This is a genomic window from Serratia sp. B501 (genome assembly GCF_051172315.1).
Classification (GTDB): Bacteria; Pseudomonadota; Gammaproteobacteria; order Enterobacterales; family Enterobacteriaceae; genus Serratia; species Serratia ureilytica.
Window position 1 is genome coordinate 163,142 of sequence record NZ_JBPIZB010000004.1, and the last position, 16,780, is coordinate 179,921.

Below are 16,780 nucleotides of genomic sequence, written 5' to 3' on the forward strand. Positions count from 1 at the left end.
GGAGTTGTTGTCATGATTGATTCGCCCCGCGTGTGTATTCAGGTTCAGAGCATCTATGTGGAATCACAGTCGATCCCTGAAGAAGAGCGTTACGTCTTCGCCTATACCATTACCATCCGCAATCTGGGGCGGACCAACGTGCAACTGCTGGGCCGTTACTGGCTGATCACCAACAGCAACGGCCGCCAAACCGAAGTCCAGGGCGAAGGCGTGATCGGCGAACAGCCCGTCATTCCGCCCGGTGGAGAGTTTCAGTACACCAGCGGCGCCATTCTGGAAACGCCGCTGGGCACCATGGAAGGCCATTACGAAATGGTTGACCATCAGGGTCAGCCGTTCCGCACCGCTATTCCCGTGTTCCGCTTAGCCATTCCAACGCTGATCCATTAATTATGTCGACATACCTTATCGGCGACGTTCACGGCTGTTTCGATGAACTGAAGTCGCTGCTGGCTCAGGTTGCGTTCGATCCCGAGCGCGATCAACTGTGGCTGACCGGCGATCTGGTGGCGCGCGGCCCCGCCTCGCTGGATGTGCTGCGCTATGTGCGCTCGCTCGGCCCGGCGGTGCGCATGGTGCTGGGCAACCACGATCTGCACCTGCTGGCGGTTTACGCCGGCATTAGCCGCAACAAACCCAAAGATCGCATCACGCCGCTGCTGGAAGCGCCGGACGCCGACGAGCTGATCAACTGGCTGCGCCGCCAACCGGTGCTGCAGGTGGATGATGAGCAAAAACTGGTGATGGCCCACGCCGGCATCACCCCGCAGTGGGACATCGACACCGCGAAAATGTGCGCTCGCGAAGTGGAGGCGGTATTGAGCAGCGACAGCTATCCGCTGTTCCTCGACGCCATGTACGGCGACATGCCGAACAACTGGGCGCCGGAGCTGAGCGGCCTGGCGCGTCTGCGTTTCAGCACCAATGCGCTGACGCGCATGCGCTACTGCTTCCCCAACGGCCAGCTCGACATGATCTGCAAAGATGCGCCGGGCAGCGCGCCGGCGCCGCTGAAACCGTGGTTCGAGCTGCCGCGCCTGGTGGACCCGGAATACACCATCATCTTCGGCCACTGGGCCTCGCTGGAAGGCAAGGGCACGCCGGAGGGCGTGATCGGGCTGGATACCGGCTGCTGCTGGGGCGGCGATCTGACGATGCTGCGCTGGGAAGACCGCCGTTACTTCACGCAACCCGCCAATCGCGGCGAAGCGCCTGACCACGCCGGCAGATTAGCCGCATCCTGAAACGATAAAGGCGGCTCGGTGGCCGCCTTTGTTCTGTATTGCCACCTTACGCCCCAATCACTCCGCCATCTTCACGCGTGATCATCAACACCGATGAACGCGGGCGCGGGCTGTTGTTCGGGAAGTGCGAATCGCCTTCTTCTCCGGGATGCTGTACGTTGACGAACATCGTCTTGTAGTCCGGGGTGAAGGTGATGCCGGTCAGTTCGCAGGACTTCGGCCCCACCATGAAACGGCGGATCTCGCCGCTGACCGGATCGCCCACCAGCATCTGGTTGTTGCCCTGCCCGACGTAATCGCCCTTGTTGCTGTACTTGCCGTCGGTGAGGATCCACAGACGGCCGGCGCGATCGAAGCCCAGCCCGTCCGGGCTGTTGAAGGTATTTTCCGCCGTAATGTTCGGCGTGCCGCGGTTGACGCCTTCGGGGTGGGCAATCGGGTTGCCGCACAGCGCATAGATGTCCCAAGCGAAGACGTCGGCGGTGGCGTCGCCGCCCTCGTCCCAGCGAATGATTTGGCCGTAGATATTGTTCGGTCGCGGGTTGGCGGCGTTCAACGGCATCCCTTCCTCGCCGCGCTTGCTGTTGTTGGTCAGCGTGCAGTACGCGCGCCCGTCATGCGGGTTCACCGCGATCCACTCCGGGCGATCCATTTTGGTGGCGCCGACCTGCTGCGCCGCCTTGCGGGCGAAGATCAGCACTTCGGCCTCATCGCGGAAACCGTTCTCCGGCGTCAGGCCGTTCTTGCCGAACTCAAGCGCAATCCAGCGCCCTTTGCCTTTCAGCGGCGTGCCGGCTTCATCGCCGTCGAACTGCGCCACGTACAGCGTCCCCTCATCCAGTAGCGTACGATTGTTGGCCGGATTGGCGGCGTCGACCACGCCTTTGGAGACGTACTTATAGATATGTTCGCCGCGTTCGTCGTCGCCCATATACACCACCAGACGGCCGTCTTTGGCCACGGTCACCGCCGCGTTTTCATGTTTGAAGCGGCCCAGCGCGGTGTGCTTGATGGGCGTCGAGGTCGGATTCAACGGATCGATCTCGACGATCCAGCCGTGACGGTTGAATTCGTTGGGATTCTTCGCCACATCAAAACGCTCGTCATAGTCCGGCCAGTTGCGTTCCGGTTCGCTGACCTTCAGCGTGTAGCGCTTCTGTTCCGGCGTGGTTCGATAATCGGCCTGACGGGTGCCGAAATAGGTGTCGAAGTTTTCCTCGCAAGTCAGGTAGGTGCCCCACGGCGTCTTGCCGTTGGCGCAGTTGCCGAAGGTGCCCAGCACCTTACGGCCGCTCGGATCGGCGGCGGTCTGCAACAGCGGATGTCCGGCGGCCGGGCCGCTGAATTGCATCTCGCTGTTGGCGGTGATGCGGCGGTTATAGCGCGACGGGCGTTCCACCTCCCAGCGCTGGCCGCCGCCGACCCGCTTGACCGCGACAATGGAGACGCCGTGCGCCGCCTGCGATTTGCGCACCTCTTCCAGGCTGGTGGCCTTGGCGCCGCCGTGGGCGAACAGGTACTGCTCGTTAACGTATTCGTTATTGATGGCCATCACGCCGTGATTGTCATCGATAGGGAAAAAGCTCATGCCATCGTTGTTGTCGCCAAACTGTTTTTCCTGATCGGCGGCGCTGTTGTTGCCCTGCGGATCGAAGGCCGGCGCGCCGTCCACCAGCGGCTCGCCCCAGGAGATCAGCACCTCGGCACGGTAGCCTGGCGCTATCGTCACTTCATCGGCGGTAGACGCGGCGATGCCCCGGAAGCCCAGCAGCGTGTTCGGCGGCAGATCCTCGGCTAACGCCTCGGTGGAGACCGACCAGATGCCGCCGCCGAGAAAACCGGCCAGGCCGACGGCGCCGGCGCTGCCAAGCAGCAGCTTGCGGCGAGTGGGATCGATCAGGCGGTCGGCGTCTAATTGCTCAATTTGCTTGGTCATAACGTGGTTACCTTTTTAGTTATGGCGCCGCGGTCAAGATTCACCAGAGTTGCCGTTGCGCTCGGAGTTGGGCTTCATACTAATCAGGTAATGTGACGGAAAGGTTACGAATGACCGGCGCAAAAAGGCCGGGGGCGCAATTGCTTGCGCCCCCGGGGATGACTGGCTAACGCGCTGAGATCAGCGGCGCTGCAGGATTTCGAAGCAGTAGCTGTGCGAGTTCAGATCGTCGGCGTCGTGGAATTCGCTGAACGTGGTTTCCCACTCGTCCGGCTCGTAATCCGGGAAGTGAGTATCGCCGCCGACTTCGGCGTCGATGTGTGTCAGGTACAGGCGATCGGCGCGCGGCAGCAACTGGGTATAGATGCGCCCACCGCCGATCACCATTACTTCTTCCACCTCACCCGCGGCGGCCAGCGCCTCATCCAGCGAGGTCACCCAGGTCACCCCGGCGGCATTGCCCGGGCGGCTGCTCAAAACGATATTGTGGCGGCCCGGCAACGGGCGACCGATGGACTCGAAGGTCTTGCGGCCCATAATAACCGGCTTATTCAACGTGTTGCGTTTAAACCACGCAAGGTCCGCCGGCAGGTGCCACGGCATGGCGTTTTCCATGCCAATAACGCGATCCGCCGCCAAGGCAGCGATCAGGCTGATAATCATTGTTTAACCCTGTGTAGGCAGCAAAATTGGTGACACTATACGTAAAGGCCTGAGTGCCGTCGATAGGCTAATCAAGCAAGATGAATATATAAGATAGCTCTTATCAGCATATCTAATAACCAACGTTCTTTTGCCGGGGAATTTCACACGCCGGGGCGTTTGCGGTACAACCACAGGCCCGGTAACGACAGGCCGATCGACAACGCGCCGACGATGAAACTGGCCTTGAGGAAGTTGGTGATCATGGTCTCCATCAAAGCCTCGCTGTAGCCCAGATGCGAGATCTCCACCACAGTTATCATCGCGGTATAGGCGGAAATGCCGGGGAACATCGGGATCACCGCCGCCACGGTGAACACCTTCGGATGCGCCAACAGCCAGCGCGACCAATAGATACCGATGATGCCGATCAGGATCGCCGCCAGCAGCGACGCCCACTCGATGTTCATGCCCACGTGCATTATCAGCATGCGCGAGCCGCGCCCGATTGCCCCAAGCAACGCGCAATAGCGCAGCGCGCGCAGCGGCACGTTGAACACCATGGCGAAGCCCAGCGCCGGCACCGCCGCCAACAGCATCTCCTGTAACAATGCCCACAGCAGACTCATGACCACCCCCGCAGATCCCACAGCGACATCGCCATCACCACGCCGATACAGGTCGCCAGCGTCAACAGGCTGGCCATCGCCCAGCGCGCCAGCCCGGTGTTGACGTGCCCCTTGAACATGTCGGCCACCGCGTTGATCAGCGGGAAGCCCGGCACCAGCAGCAGCACGCTGGCGGCCATCGCCACGCTCGAAGTCTCTTTAAACACCGGCAGGCGCAGCAGCAGCCCGGATATCGACGTAGCGACAAACGCCGTCAGGCAAAAATTGATCAGCGGATTCATATGGCGGGCGGTGAGGATCTGGCGCACCAGCATCGCCGCGCCGCTGGCGATAAAGGTCACCAGGAAGGCATCGCCGCCGCCGCCGTTGAGCATGCTGAAACACCCGCAGGACAACCCCACCATCAGCACCACCAGCCAGCGCGGATAGCGCAGCGGCCGGATCTTTACGAAGCGCCGCGCCACGTCGTGCGTATCCGCCAGATGATGCTCGGCGAGGATCACGATATGCTGCACTTCCGTCACCACCTGCATATTGATGCCGCGATCGACATTCTTGCGGGTCGTGGTCAGGCAGGCGCCGTGGCTGAGGGTGGTCAACACCACCGCATTGGCGGAGATTGAACTTTCCACGCTGTCCATCCCCAGCGCCAACCCCAGGCGGGTGGACAACTGCTCCACCACCGTGCTCTCGGCGCCGTGCTGCAACAGCAGCAGCGCGCATTGAATGCACAAGCGGGTGATTTCACGCTGTTGCCGGTGCGGTTCCGGCCTGTCTGTGGCGGTAGTCTGCTGCATGGTGCTCCGTTGCTGGCGATAGATGAATTATTATCATAGAGCCTAACAATACCTCATTGGGTTGATGCGCATCAGAGGAAGCGGCGTTATTATCGCCAACATGCTGCCTTTTGCGCGAGACGCCTCCCATGCTTGAAACTTCACTGTTCGTCGCCGGCATTGCCGCCCTCGGCATGCTTTCCCCCGGCCCGGATTTTTTCCTGGTGATCAAAAACGCCGCCCGCTACCCGCGTCTGGCCGCCATGATGACCGCCTTCGGCGTGATCTGCGGCGTCGCCACCCACATGTCCTACTGCGTCGCCGGCCTGGCGGTGGTGATCACCACCACGCCGTGGCTGTTCAACCTGCTGAAATACGCCGGGGCGGTCTATCTGGTGTGGATCGGCATCCAAGCGCTGCTGTCGCGCGGCGGCGGCAAAATGAACGTCAGCAATCTGCCGCAGCAACAGGTCAGCCTGAAGAGCGCCTTTGCGCAAGGCTACCTGTGCAACCTGCTGAACCCGAAAGCCACCCTGTTCTTCCTGGCGGTCTTCACCCAGGTGTTGCAGATCGATTCCGGTCTGGGTGACAAGCTGTGGTACGCGGGGATTATTCTCGGCCTGTCGGTCATCTGGTGGCCGCTGCTGGTGTTTTTGATCCAGAGCGGGCCGGTGCGCCGCGGGCTGGAAAAGACGCAGAAGATCGTCGACAAATTGCTGGGCGGCATGTTGATCGCCTTAGGCATCAAGGTCGCGCTGAGCTAAGCAAAAAAGGGGCGCCATCACGGCGCCCCTCCCCTTATCCTTTGGCTTCCACCACTTCGTCTTCCGGCGCCTTGCCGTCGATACTGCCGCGCCAGCCGGTCTGCTGCACCCGCGCCAGCCGATTCTGATCCTGCTCGATGGCCGCGCTGAGCATCTCCTTGGCCCGCTGCAGGCTGGCGATACGGAATTCAGTATCCTGGTAATTATCCAGCGTATCTTCCAGCATCTTCAGGTTATAGCGGCGGAAAGTGTCCGCTTTCTCGCGCGCCTCATAGGCGTCCAGCCCCAGCAGCTCCAGCGTTTCACGGCCGACGCGCAGCGAGCTTTCGAAGGTTTCGCGCTCCGGTTTTTCCACCCCCAACTGCCGCAACTGATACCAATGATCGACGTCGCGCGCCCGCGCCACCACTTTCAGATGCGGGAAGTGCTGCCTGGCCAGCTCGGTTAATGCCAGGCTGTCCTCCACATCGTCGATGGCGTTGATCAGCACCTTGGCGTGAGCGGCGCCGGCCGCCTCCAGCAGATCGGCGCGCGTGGCGTCGCCGTAGAACACCTTGGTGTCAAATTTACGCAGCGTTTCGATATGGTCCGGATCGTGATCCAATACCACGGTGTGCACGCCGTTGGCCAACAGTAAACGACCGGCGATCTGGCCGAAACGGCCGAAGCCGGCGATGATCACGCTGGCGTTCTCGTCATCAATGACATCAGCCGGGCGATCCTCTTTCGGCGCATTTTTCTCCAGCTGCGCGGCGATCACCAACAGCAGCGGGGTGGCCGCCATCGACAGCGCCACCGCCAGCGTCAGCGACTTGGCCCATTCAACCGGCAAGACGCCGGCCAGCTGCGCGGCGCTGAAGATCACAAAGGCGAACTCACTGCCCTGCCCCAGCAGAATGGCGAACAGGCCGCGCTGGCGCTTCGGCACCCCGAGCAGCGGGCCGATCAGCCACAGCAACGCCGCCTTGATCAGCATAAAGCCCAGCAGCAACGAGGCGATCAGCAACGGATGATGGAACAGCGTGCCGAAGTCGATCGACATGCCGACGCCGATGAAAAACAGCCCCAGCAGCAACCCTTTGAACGGCTGAATATCGCTCTCCAGCGCGTGGCGGTATTCCGAGCTCGCCAGCAGCACCCCGGCGAGGAACGCCCCCATCGCCATCGACAACCCGGCCATCTCCAGCAGGATGCCAAAGCCGAACACCAGGAATAGCGCCACGGCGCTGAACACCTCGCGCATGCCCGAACGGGCGACGAAGTGCAGCAGCGGGCGGGTGACGTAGCGGCCAAGCAGCACCACCATCGTCAACGCGCCCACCACTTTGGCCGCCGACAGTACGAAAGCGCCCAGCGTCGTGGTGGCGCCGCTGCTGGCCAGCAGCGGGATCATCGCCACCAGCGGGATCGCCGCGATATCCTGGAACAGCAGCACCGCAAACGCGCTGCGGCCGATCGGCGACGGCGTCAAATTGCGTTCGCTCATCGCCTGCATGGCGATGGCGGTCGATGAGAGCGCCAGCGTCAAACCGATCAGCAGCGCCACCTTCCAGTTGAGGCCGAGGAAGTAGCAGAAGGCGCTCAGCGCCAGGCCGCAGCCCACCATCTGAATGCTGCCGCCGCCGAACACCGAGGCGCGCAGCGTCCACAGCCGCTTGGGATCCAGCTCCAGGCCGATGATAAACAGCATCAGCACCACGCCGATCTCGGCGAAGGTCAGGATAGACTCGGCATCCGACACCAGCTTCAGCCCCCAGGGGCCGATAATGCAGCCGGCGATCAGGTAACCGAGCACCGAACCCAGCCCCAGGCGCACCGCAATCGGCACGAACAGCGCGGCGGAACCGAGATAGATCAGCCCCTCGATCATCATGTGGTGGTTATCCATGGCTGGCCTCCCGGGTTTCCGCTTCGGCATGTTCCATCAGGTAGTCGACCAACCGCTGCCGGTAGGCTTCGCCGGCGGCGATCAGCGCCGGTTCGTTGCAGGTAAAGGTGTTGTGCAGGGCGAAGTACGGCTGCCAGTTCATGCCGCAATAAATCGCCGTGGCCTGCAGCGGCTGCGCCAGCGCGGCGAAGTTGGGAAAATCGCCCAGTTCGAAATGGTGCTCGTCACCGCCGCTGGTCACCGCCCACAGGCAGTCTTTGCCCACCAGCGCGTTGCCGTCGTGGCCATAGGCCCAGCCGTGCTCCAGCACTTTGTCGATCCACAGCTTCAGCAGCGGCGGGAAGCTGTACCACTGCATCGGATGCTGCAGCACCACCATGTCGGCGCGCTCCAGCGCCTGTTGCTCGGCGTTGATATCGATATTGAAATCGGGGTACAGCTCATACAGCGAGCGCACCTCCACCTCGGGAAGATCCCTCACCGCCTGCAGCAGGCGGTGATTGGCATGCGAATGCCGGGGATACGGGTGAGCATAAATTATCAGAATCATTGTTATCGTCGTTCCTTCGTTCCTTGCCAATACACCAAGCATATACCAATCACACAGAGTGACAGTTTGCCCACTGATTGATAGCGGAAATTTTTAACGCCAGCCTACAAATTCACTGAATAAAAAAGGGCGCTGCATCTGCAGCGCCCTGGCGTAGCGTTCTCGCGCGGTTACTTACCGATGCGCGCGTGCATTTCCTGCACCGATGTAACCTGCTCGGTCGGATCCGCTTTCAGCGCCATCGCGGTGGCGAAGCCGCCGTTCAGCGTGGTGTCGTAGTGCACCTTGTACTGCAGGGCGCTGCGGCGAATCAGCTTGGAGTCCTCAATCGCCTGACGGCCTGCCGTGGTGTTGACGATGTAGGTGTACTCGCCGTTCTTGATACGGTCCTGAATGTGCGGACGCCCTTCGTGCACCTTGTTGACCAGGCGCGGGTTGATGCCCGCTTCGCCCAGCACCACCGCGGTGCCGTGGGTCGCGTCCAGCTCAAAGCCCTGCTTCAGCAGGCTGGCGGCCAAATCGACCACGCGAGCCTTGTCGCCTTCGCGCACCGACAGCAGCGCTCGGCCCTGTTTCTTCATGCCCGAGTTGCTGCCCAGCATCGCCTTGGAGAAGGCTTCCGCGAAGGTGCGGCCCACGCCCATCACTTCCCCGGTAGAGCGCATTTCCGGCCCCAAAATCGGGTCGACGCCCGGGAATTTGTTGAACGGCAGCACCACTTCTTTCACCGAGTAGTACGGCGGGATGATCTCTTCGGTCACGCCCTGTTCAACCAGCGTTTTGCCCGCCATCACGCGCGCGGCCACTTTGGCCAGCGGCACGCCGGTCGCTTTGGAGACGAACGGCACGGTACGCGCGGCGCGCGGGTTAACTTCAATCAGGTAAACTTCGTTGTCCTTCACCGCGAACTGCACGTTCATCAGGCCGCGCACCTGCAGCTCGAACGCCAGTTTTTCCACCTGGCGACGCATCACGTCCTGAATTTCCTGGCTCAGGGTGTACGCCGGCAGCGAACACGCGGAGTCGCCGGAGTGCACGCCCGCCTGCTCGATGTGCTCCATGATGCCGCCAATCAGCACGCGCTCGCCGTCGCAGATAGCATCGACGTCCACTTCCACCGCATCGTCCAGGAAGCGGTCCAGCAACACCGGCGCATCGTTAGACACGCTGACCGCGGTCTGGAAGTAGCGGCGCAGGTCGGTTTCGTCATAGACGATTTCCATCGCCCGGCCGCCCAGCACGTAGGAAGGACGCACCACCAGCGGATAACCGATGCCCGCCGCCTTCTCGACCGCCTGCTCGATGGCAGTGACGGTGGCGTTGGCCGGCTGCTTCAAGCCCAGGCGGTTGACCGCCTGCTGGAAGCGTTCGCGGTCTTCGGCACGGTCGATGGCGTCCGGGCTGGTGCCGATGATCGGCACGCCTGCGGCTTCCAACTCGCGCGCCAGCTTCAGCGGGGTCTGGCCGCCGTACTGCACGATAACGCCTTTCGGTTTCTCGATGCGCACGATTTCCAGCACGTCTTCCAGGGTCACCGGCTCAAAGTACAGGCGGTCCGAGGTGTCGTAGTCGGTGGAGACGGTTTCCGGGTTGCAGTTGACCATGATGGTCTCGTAGCCGTCTTCACGCAGCGCCAGCGAAGCGTGCACGCAGCAGTAGTCGAACTCGATGCCCTGGCCGATACGGTTCGGCCCGCCGCCCAGCACCATCACTTTCGGCCGGTCGTTGGTCGGGTTGGACTCGCACTCTTCTTCATAGGTGGAGTACATGTAGGCGGTGTCGGTAGCGAATTCCGCCGCGCAGGTATCCACGCGCTTGTACACCGGGTGCAGGCCGTGGCTGTGGCGCAGCTTGCGAATTTCGCTCTCGGCGACGCCGGCCAGCTTGGCCAGACGCGCATCGGCGAAGCCCTTGCGCTTCAACGTGCGCAGGAAGTCTTTGTCCAGGCCGTTGATGCCCGCTTCTGCCACCTGCTCTTCCAGGCGCACCAGCTCTTCAATCTGCACCAGGAACCAGCGATCGACGTTGGTCAGGTTGAAGACGCCGTCGACCGACAGACCGGCGCGGAAGGCGTCGGCGATGTACCAGATGCGGTCGGAACCGGCGTCTTTCAGCTCGCGGCGGATTTTGGTCAGCGCTTCCGGATCGTCCAGGCTCACTTTCGGATCGAAGCCGGTGGCGCCCACTTCCAGACCGCGCAGCGCTTTCTGCAGCGACTCCTGCTGAGTGCGGCCGATGGCCATCACTTCGCCGACCGACTTCATCTGGGTAGTCAGGCGATCGTTGGCGCCGGCGAACTTCTCGAAGTTGAAGCGCGGGATCTTGGTCACGACGTAGTCGATGGACGGCTCGAACGACGCCGGGGTGCGGCCGCCGGTGATGTCGTTCATCAGCTCATCGAGGGTATAGCCCACCGCCAGTTTGGCGGCGATCTTGGCGATCGGGAAGCCGGTGGCTTTCGACGCCAGCGCCGAAGAGCGCGACACGCGCGGGTTCATCTCGATGACGATCAGGCGGCCGGTTTTCGGGTTAACCGAGAATTGCACGTTGGAGCCGCCGGTTTCAACGCCGATCTCACGCAGCACCGCCATCGAGGCGTTGCGCATGATTTGGTATTCCTTGTCGGTCAGGGTCTGGGCCGGCGCAACGGTGATCGAGTCGCCGGTGTGGATGCCCATGGCGTCGAAGTTTTCGATGGAGCAGACGATGATGCAGTTGTCGTTCTTATCACGCACCACTTCCATCTCGTACTCTTTCCAACCGATCAGCGATTCGTCGATCAGCAGCTCGTTGGTCGGCGACAGGTCCAGACCGCGTTCGCAGATCTCTTCGAACTCTTCGCGGTTGTAGGCGATGCCGCCGCCGGTGCCGCCCATGGTAAAGGAAGGACGGATGATGCACGGGAAGCCGACGTCAGCGGCTACCGCCAGCGCTTCTTCCATGGTGTGCGCGATGCCGGAACGCGCGGTATCCAAACCGATTTTCTTCATCGCCACGTCGAAACGGCGGCGGTCTTCAGCCTTGTCGATGGCATCGGCGGTCGCGCCGATCATGGTGACGCCGAACTCGGCCAGCACGCCCTGACGCTCCAGCTCCAGCGCGCAGTTCAGCGCCGTCTGGCCGCCCATGGTCGGCAGAACCGCATCCGGGCGCTCTTTTTCGATGATCTTGCGCACCACTTCCCAGTGGATCGGCTCAATGTAGGTCGCATCGGCCATTTCCGGGTCGGTCATGATGGTCGCCGGGTTGGAGTTGACCAGAATGACGCGGTAGCCCTCTTCGCGCAGCGCTTTACACGCCTGGGCGCCCGAGTAGTCGAACTCACACGCCTGGCCGATAACAATCGGGCCAGCGCCGAGGATCAGGATGCTTTTTATGTCTGTACGTTTTGGCATTTTTTACTGCTCCTGATTATTTGGCGTTAGAACGGTAAGTCTCAATCAGTTCGATAAAGTGATCGAACAGCGGCGCGGCGTCGTGCGGGCCTGGGCTGGCTTCCGGGTGCCCCTGGAAGCTGAACGCCGCCTTGTCGGTGCGGTGAATGCCCTGCACCGTGTGGTCGAACAGCGATTTGTGCGTCACGCGCAGATTCGCCGGCAGGTCGTTTTCATCGACGGCGAAGCCGTGGTTCTGCGCGGTGATCATCACCGTGTTGTTGTCCAGATCCTTCACCGGGTGGTTGCCGCCGTGGTGGCCTAGCTTCATCTTCATGGTTTTCGCCCCGCTGGCCAGCGCCAGCAGCTGATGACCCAGACAGATGCCGAACACCGGAATGTCGGTTTCCAGGAACTGCTTGATGGCGGCGATGGCGTAGTCGCACGGCTCCGGGTCGCCCGGGCCGTTGGACAGGAAGATGCCGTCCGGATTCATTTTCAGCACCTCGTCGGCCGGGGTCTGCGCCGGCACCACGGTCAGGCGGCAGCCGCGATCCACCAGCATGCGCAGGATGTTGCGCTTCGCGCCGTAGTCGTAAGCCACCACGTGGAACGGCAGTTCCGCGGCGGTTTTGGCTTCCGGCAGGTCGCCTTCAAGCGTCCAGCTGCCTTGCTGCCAGCTGTAGGCCTCTTGAGTGGTGACCTCTTTCGCCAAATCCATGCCCTTCAACCCCGGGAAGCCTTGCGCCTTGGCCAGAGCCAGCGCGGCATCCGGCGAATCGGCGGCGACGATGCAGCCGTTCTGGGCGCCTTTTTCGCGCAGCAGGCGAGTCAACTTACGGGTATCGATATCGGCGATCGCCACGATGTTGTGACGCTTGAGGTAGTCGGACAGGCTTTCTTCACTGCGGTAGTTGCTGGCGATCAGCGGGAGGTCACGAATGACGAGGCCTTGGGCGTGTACTGCGGAGGATTCTTCGTCGGAAGCATTGGTGCCGACATTGCCGATATGAGGATAAGTAAGAGTAACGATCTGGCGGGAATAGGAAGGATCAGTGAGGATTTCTTGATAACCGGTCATCGACGTATTGAAGACCACTTCCCCCACTGCCGTTCCCTCTGCCCCGATGGCCCGACCGTGGAATTGGGTTCCGTCTTCCAGAACCAATAGCGCTGACTTTATCAAAACATCCTCCGAGGAATAATCAATCACAATATTTGCATATTAATTCAGATATCGCGATCTAAATCAATGCAAAAACCGTCCGCGAGGCCAATTTTTGGCAAATTGGGCGCATTTTAATGATGAGTGTTCCGCTTGTCTACCCAAACCGCCATTTTTTGTTTTATTTTTGCAGTTCTCGATGCCCAAGCGGCTTGAGCTGCCATAAAAACACAGAAAACCGGGGCTGGAAAACGGTTGCGGGGAGGAATGACGGAAAACGGCGTCGGAATGGACCAAAAAAGACGCTAAAAAAGCCGACGGTGGAAAAAAAGCAGATAATTAGCAAGGTAAACATAAACAAATACCAGCCTTGACAATGAAACAACATCAAAACGATATTTATCATGTTAAAAAAAAGGACAATAAAATTATTGCCCTATTATCATAGCATTATGATCAACACAACCACATCACGATGGTATTCAGTATAGTTATATCCGGTCCAAACTCAGCACGTCACGCATATCAAATAGACCTTTATCCCGACTCCGAAGCCAGGAAGCCGCGCGCACCGCGCCGCTGGCGAAAGTCATGCGGCTGGAGGCCTTGTGGGTGATTTCCACCCGCTCGCCGATGTCGGCGAACATCGCGGTGTGCTCGCCGACGATGTCGCCGGCGCGAATGGTGGCGAAGCCGATGCTCTTCGGATCGCGCTCGCCGGTATGGCCTTCGCGCGCATAGACCGCGCAGCTTTTCAGATCGCGCCCCAGCGCGCCGGCGATCGCTTCGCCCATGGCCAACGCCGTGCCCGACGGCGCATCCACTTTGTGCCGGTGGTGCGCCTCAACGATTTCGATATCGGTATAGTCGCCCATGACCTGCGCGGCCTTCTCCAGCAGTTTCAGCACCAGATTGACGCCGACGCTGAAGTTGGCGGCAAACACGATGCCGATATGCTGCGCCGCATCGCGGATCGCCTGTTTGCCGGCGTCATCGAAGCCGGTGGTGCCGATCACCATCGCCTTATGGTGCGCCACGCAAAATTCCAGGTAGCCCAGGGTGCTTTCAGGACGGGTGAAGTCGATCAAAATATCGAACTCGCTCGCCACTTTATCCAGACTGTCACTCACCTTGACGCCCAGCGCGCCGATGCCCGCCAGCTCGCCGGCATCAACGCCGACCAGGCTCGATCCCGGGCGTGACAGCGCCGCCCCCAACACCACGCCTTCCGCCTGCTGCACCGCCTGGATCAATTGACGGCCCATCCGGCCGCCGGCGCCCGCAATCGCAATGCGGATTTGTGAATCTTTCATGCTTGCTCTCTTCTTGATGTAACGCGTATCCCATTAACCTATCGATTCAGGGTAACTGCCCCGCTGCAGCGCCGCCAGAGGATTCATTTCATAATTAGAAAATTATGATATTGCGCTTCTTTCATCAGCGGCGCTGTCGTGAGATTAACATTCAACCGATTTGGCGGCCTGCGACGATTGTACATAATCATGCAGTTTTCATTGCAAGAAAATGCAGAAAAAAGGCGCCGAAAACGGCGCCTGAGGAACGGAGTGCGGCGGGATCAAGCGGTAATGGCGGCCACTTCGTTGGCTATCGCCGTCAGCGCATCGTGGCGAGCATAGTCCTCCTGCACCAGCGCCGCGCGCCGGCGATAGATCGGCTGTTGCAGAATGCGCGTCGCTGCCGCCAGTATTTGTTCCGCGCTTGGCGTGCTGGTATGCAGGCTGATGCCGCAACCGGCGGCCACCACGCGCGCGGCCGCCTCCAGCTTGTCCTCACCGGTGCCGGCGACAATCAGCGGCACGCCGCTGTCCAGCGCATAGTTGATCGAGCCGTAACCGCCGTTGGTGATCAAGAGCGCCGCCTGCGGCAACCAGTGTTCGAAGGAGATAAACGCCCGCACTCGGGCGTTGTCCGGCAACGCGTCCATCAGCCCTTCGGTCGCCCGCCCGCCGGTGGTGGCCAACACCCGCACCGGCAGATGCGCCAGCGCCTGCAGCGTCGGCACGATCAGCTGATGCAGATCGACATTGGCCAGCGTGCCCTGAGACACGATCACCAACGGCCGACGATCGTCCTCCTCCCACAGCGCCTCTTCCGCGGCCGGTTGACCACCGCTGCGCAGCGGCCCGACGAACCGCACGCCGCTCGGCAGGTCATCGCGCTCATATTCCAGCGCCGTGGTGGCCAACTGCAGGAAACGCTCGCAGCCGCCGATCAACGCATCGGTAAACGGGCGATTCAGCGGCCGCCCGCCCGCATGCACCAGCGCGGCATCAAAGCTTTGCTGCACCTCATCAAGCAACACCCGCGTCGCTTCATCCACCAATTGCTCGCGGGTCAGCGCCCGCGGCAGCAGCGCCGGCGGGATGCGCGGGCCATAGAAAATGGCGTCGCGCGAAGAATACGACAGCGGCGTGACGCCGATCCCGAAGACCGGCGGCCGTTCGGCGGACTGCAGCAGCGGCAGCACGCCGTAGAAGCAGTTCTCCACCATCAGCAGATCGGTCTTTTCGGCGGCGATGGCCGCACGCAGCTGACGATCCAACAGTGGAATCGGCGCGGCGAAGAAATCTTTCAGCGCCAGCGCCATCTGCGCATTGCCCGGCGGCAGCGCGGCGCGCTCGGGGAAATGCGCCTCCAGATGGCGATAGTCGAAGTCCACCTGCGCGTCGAACGGCACGAAGCTCGCCCCAGCCGCTTCGGCGCGTTCGCGGAACAGCGCGCCGGTCATCACCCGCACCTGATGCCCTTGGGCGATCAGGTGGCGAGCGATGGCTAACATCGGGTAGACGTGCCCCGGAGTGGCGACCGCCGCCATCAGTATCCTTGCCATAATGCTCCTTTTAAGCTTCTGCGTTGGCCGGCTTCAGCGCCAGATTGGCGCACACCGGATTGCTTTGAATATGCACGCGCTGCAAATGACGCGCGGAACGGGCGGTAAAGCCCTCGCGGCCGTGCAGCAGCGAGAAGTTGTCCGCGACCACCACGTCACCCTGTTGCCACTGGTGGGCATAATAGTGACGCGGATCGTACAGGTGCTGCTGCAGAGTACGGTGGAACTGTTCCTGCTGCTGCGCCGGCACGCCGTGATATTCCAGCGCGTGCTGGTTGAGGAATTTTTTTCCCTCCGTCGGCGGTTCATTGTAGCGCATGATCAATCCTCTGCCGTTCGGGTGCTGCACCACCAGCGGCGAACAGACTTCGCCGCCGTAATGCACCACCTGCTTGATGCGGTAGGTGATAGACACCGACAGCCACTGCTCCAGCAACGCTTCGTCCGCATTGGCTAGCAAGCGCGTGGTGTCGACGAAGGTGGTACATCCGCCTTCGTCCGGCGACGGCGCCGCCACGCAGTGGAATAACTGGAACTCGGGGATGGTCGGCTTATACATGCCATCCCAATGCAGCGGGACGTAGCTGCTGTCGAAGATATGATCCTTGGCGTCCGGATGTTCCTTCACGTCCAGCACCGCACCGAACGGCCACATCATGATCTCGCCCCACTGTTCGGCATAGCGAGTCAGGACTTCCGGCTCGCTGAAACCGGAGTCGAATCCGCGCAGCACCAGCAAGTGGTGCTCCTGCGCCAGCGCTCGCAGCGCCGCCACCGGCAGCTCGCTGACCTTTTGTCCCGGATGCTGCGGCGTCAGGATCGCGCCGAACGGGGTGTTCGGTTGAATATGGCAATTAAGCGGTTGGTTGTTCATGGTGATTCTCCTTGCATCGAATGTGCTGCTCACACGGCAACGTGCCGTCAAAAAGGCGCCCGTCAGGATTTCGGGCGCAAAAGCATG

14 protein-coding genes are annotated in these 16,780 nt (G+C 61.3%); 3 read left to right on the forward strand and 11 right to left on the reverse strand.

Annotation, left to right across the window (positions count from 1 at the left end; all coding sequences use genetic code 11):
• Positions 1-12: 12 nt before the first annotated feature.
• Together apaG and apaH are read left to right on the forward strand one after the other, a co-directional pair.
• The gene (gene apaG, locus ACSBQV_RS14325) at positions 13-390 is read left to right on the forward strand and encodes a Co2+/Mg2+ efflux protein ApaG (RefSeq protein WP_015376624.1); all 378 of its coding nucleotides are present in this window, start codon (positions 13-15) and stop codon (positions 388-390) included.
• A gap of 2 nt (positions 391-392) precedes the next feature.
• Positions 393-1,244 (forward strand): bis(5'-nucleosyl)-tetraphosphatase (symmetrical) ApaH, encoded by an 852-nt coding sequence (gene apaH, locus ACSBQV_RS14330; protein ID WP_033641832.1) that lies wholly within the window; start codon positions 393-395, stop codon positions 1,242-1,244.
• 46 nt (positions 1,245-1,290) lie between these two features.
• Here apaH and ACSBQV_RS14335 read toward each other — a convergent pair whose 3' ends face one another.
• The 4 genes from ACSBQV_RS14335 to ACSBQV_RS14350 all read right to left on the reverse strand — a co-directional run bounded on the left by ACSBQV_RS14335 (position 1,291) and on the right by ACSBQV_RS14350 (position 5,248).
• Positions 1,291-3,180, reverse strand: coding sequence for a PhoX family protein (locus ACSBQV_RS14335; RefSeq protein WP_099785587.1), 1,890 nt, complete (start codon positions 3,178-3,180; stop codon positions 1,291-1,293).
• A 180-nt stretch (positions 3,181-3,360) separates the two neighbouring features.
• Complete coding sequence (gene folA / locus ACSBQV_RS14340; RefSeq protein WP_033637073.1) at positions 3,361-3,843, reverse strand: type 3 dihydrofolate reductase; 483 nt, start codon at positions 3,841-3,843, stop codon at positions 3,361-3,363.
• A gap of 143 nt (positions 3,844-3,986) precedes the next feature.
• A complete protein-coding gene (locus ACSBQV_RS14345) occupies positions 3,987-4,451 on the reverse strand; it encodes a threonine/serine exporter (RefSeq protein WP_168177245.1) in 465 nt (154 codons plus the stop codon).
• The gene (locus ACSBQV_RS14350; protein ID WP_099785592.1) at positions 4,448-5,248 is read right to left on the reverse strand and encodes a threonine/serine ThrE exporter family protein; all 801 of its coding nucleotides are present in this window, start codon (positions 5,246-5,248) and stop codon (positions 4,448-4,450) included. Before ACSBQV_RS14350 ends, ACSBQV_RS14345 begins: the two co-directional genes overlap by 4 nt.
• Before the next feature lie 128 nt (positions 5,249-5,376).
• Here ACSBQV_RS14350 and ACSBQV_RS14355 point away from each other — a divergent pair, with 128 nt between their 5' ends.
• Entirely contained in the window at positions 5,377-5,991 is a 615-nt protein-coding gene (locus ACSBQV_RS14355) for a LysE family translocator (protein WP_015376619.1), read from the forward strand.
• 34 nt (positions 5,992-6,025) lie between these two features.
• Here ACSBQV_RS14355 and kefC read toward each other — a convergent pair whose 3' ends face one another.
• From kefC to ACSBQV_RS14390, 7 genes are all read right to left on the reverse strand, one after another.
• On the reverse strand, positions 6,026-7,879 hold the full coding sequence (gene kefC / locus ACSBQV_RS14360) for a glutathione-regulated potassium-efflux system protein KefC (protein WP_033651689.1): 1,854 nt from the start codon (positions 7,877-7,879) through the stop codon (positions 6,026-6,028).
• A complete protein-coding gene (gene kefF / locus ACSBQV_RS14365) occupies positions 7,872-8,429 on the reverse strand; it encodes a glutathione-regulated potassium-efflux system oxidoreductase KefF (protein WP_033641826.1) in 558 nt (185 codons plus the stop codon). The genes kefC and kefF overlap by 8 nt, the downstream gene beginning before the upstream one ends.
• 170 nt (positions 8,430-8,599) lie before the next feature.
• The gene (gene carB / locus ACSBQV_RS14370) at positions 8,600-11,824 is read right to left on the reverse strand and encodes a carbamoyl-phosphate synthase large subunit (protein WP_025301533.1); all 3,225 of its coding nucleotides are present in this window, start codon (positions 11,822-11,824) and stop codon (positions 8,600-8,602) included.
• Between the two features lie 16 nt (positions 11,825-11,840).
• Positions 11,841-12,989 carry a glutamine-hydrolyzing carbamoyl-phosphate synthase small subunit gene (gene carA / locus ACSBQV_RS14375; protein WP_071883584.1) on the reverse strand — a complete coding sequence of 383 codons (1,149 nt, stop codon included), beginning with the start codon at positions 12,987-12,989 and terminating at the stop codon, positions 11,841-11,843.
• 470 nt (positions 12,990-13,459) lie between these two features.
• Complete coding sequence (dapB, locus tag ACSBQV_RS14380) at positions 13,460-14,281, reverse strand: 4-hydroxy-tetrahydrodipicolinate reductase (protein WP_042783670.1); 822 nt, start codon at positions 14,279-14,281, stop codon at positions 13,460-13,462.
• Between the two features lie 263 nt (positions 14,282-14,544).
• Positions 14,545-15,804, reverse strand: coding sequence for a glycosyltransferase (locus tag ACSBQV_RS14385; RefSeq protein ID WP_099785594.1), 1,260 nt, complete (start codon positions 15,802-15,804; stop codon positions 14,545-14,547).
• A gap of 25 nt (positions 15,805-15,829) precedes the next feature.
• Positions 15,830-16,693 (reverse strand): TauD/TfdA dioxygenase family protein, encoded by an 864-nt coding sequence (locus ACSBQV_RS14390; protein ID WP_033651693.1) that lies wholly within the window; start codon positions 16,691-16,693, stop codon positions 15,830-15,832.
• Between the last annotated feature and the right edge of the window lie 87 nt (positions 16,694-16,780).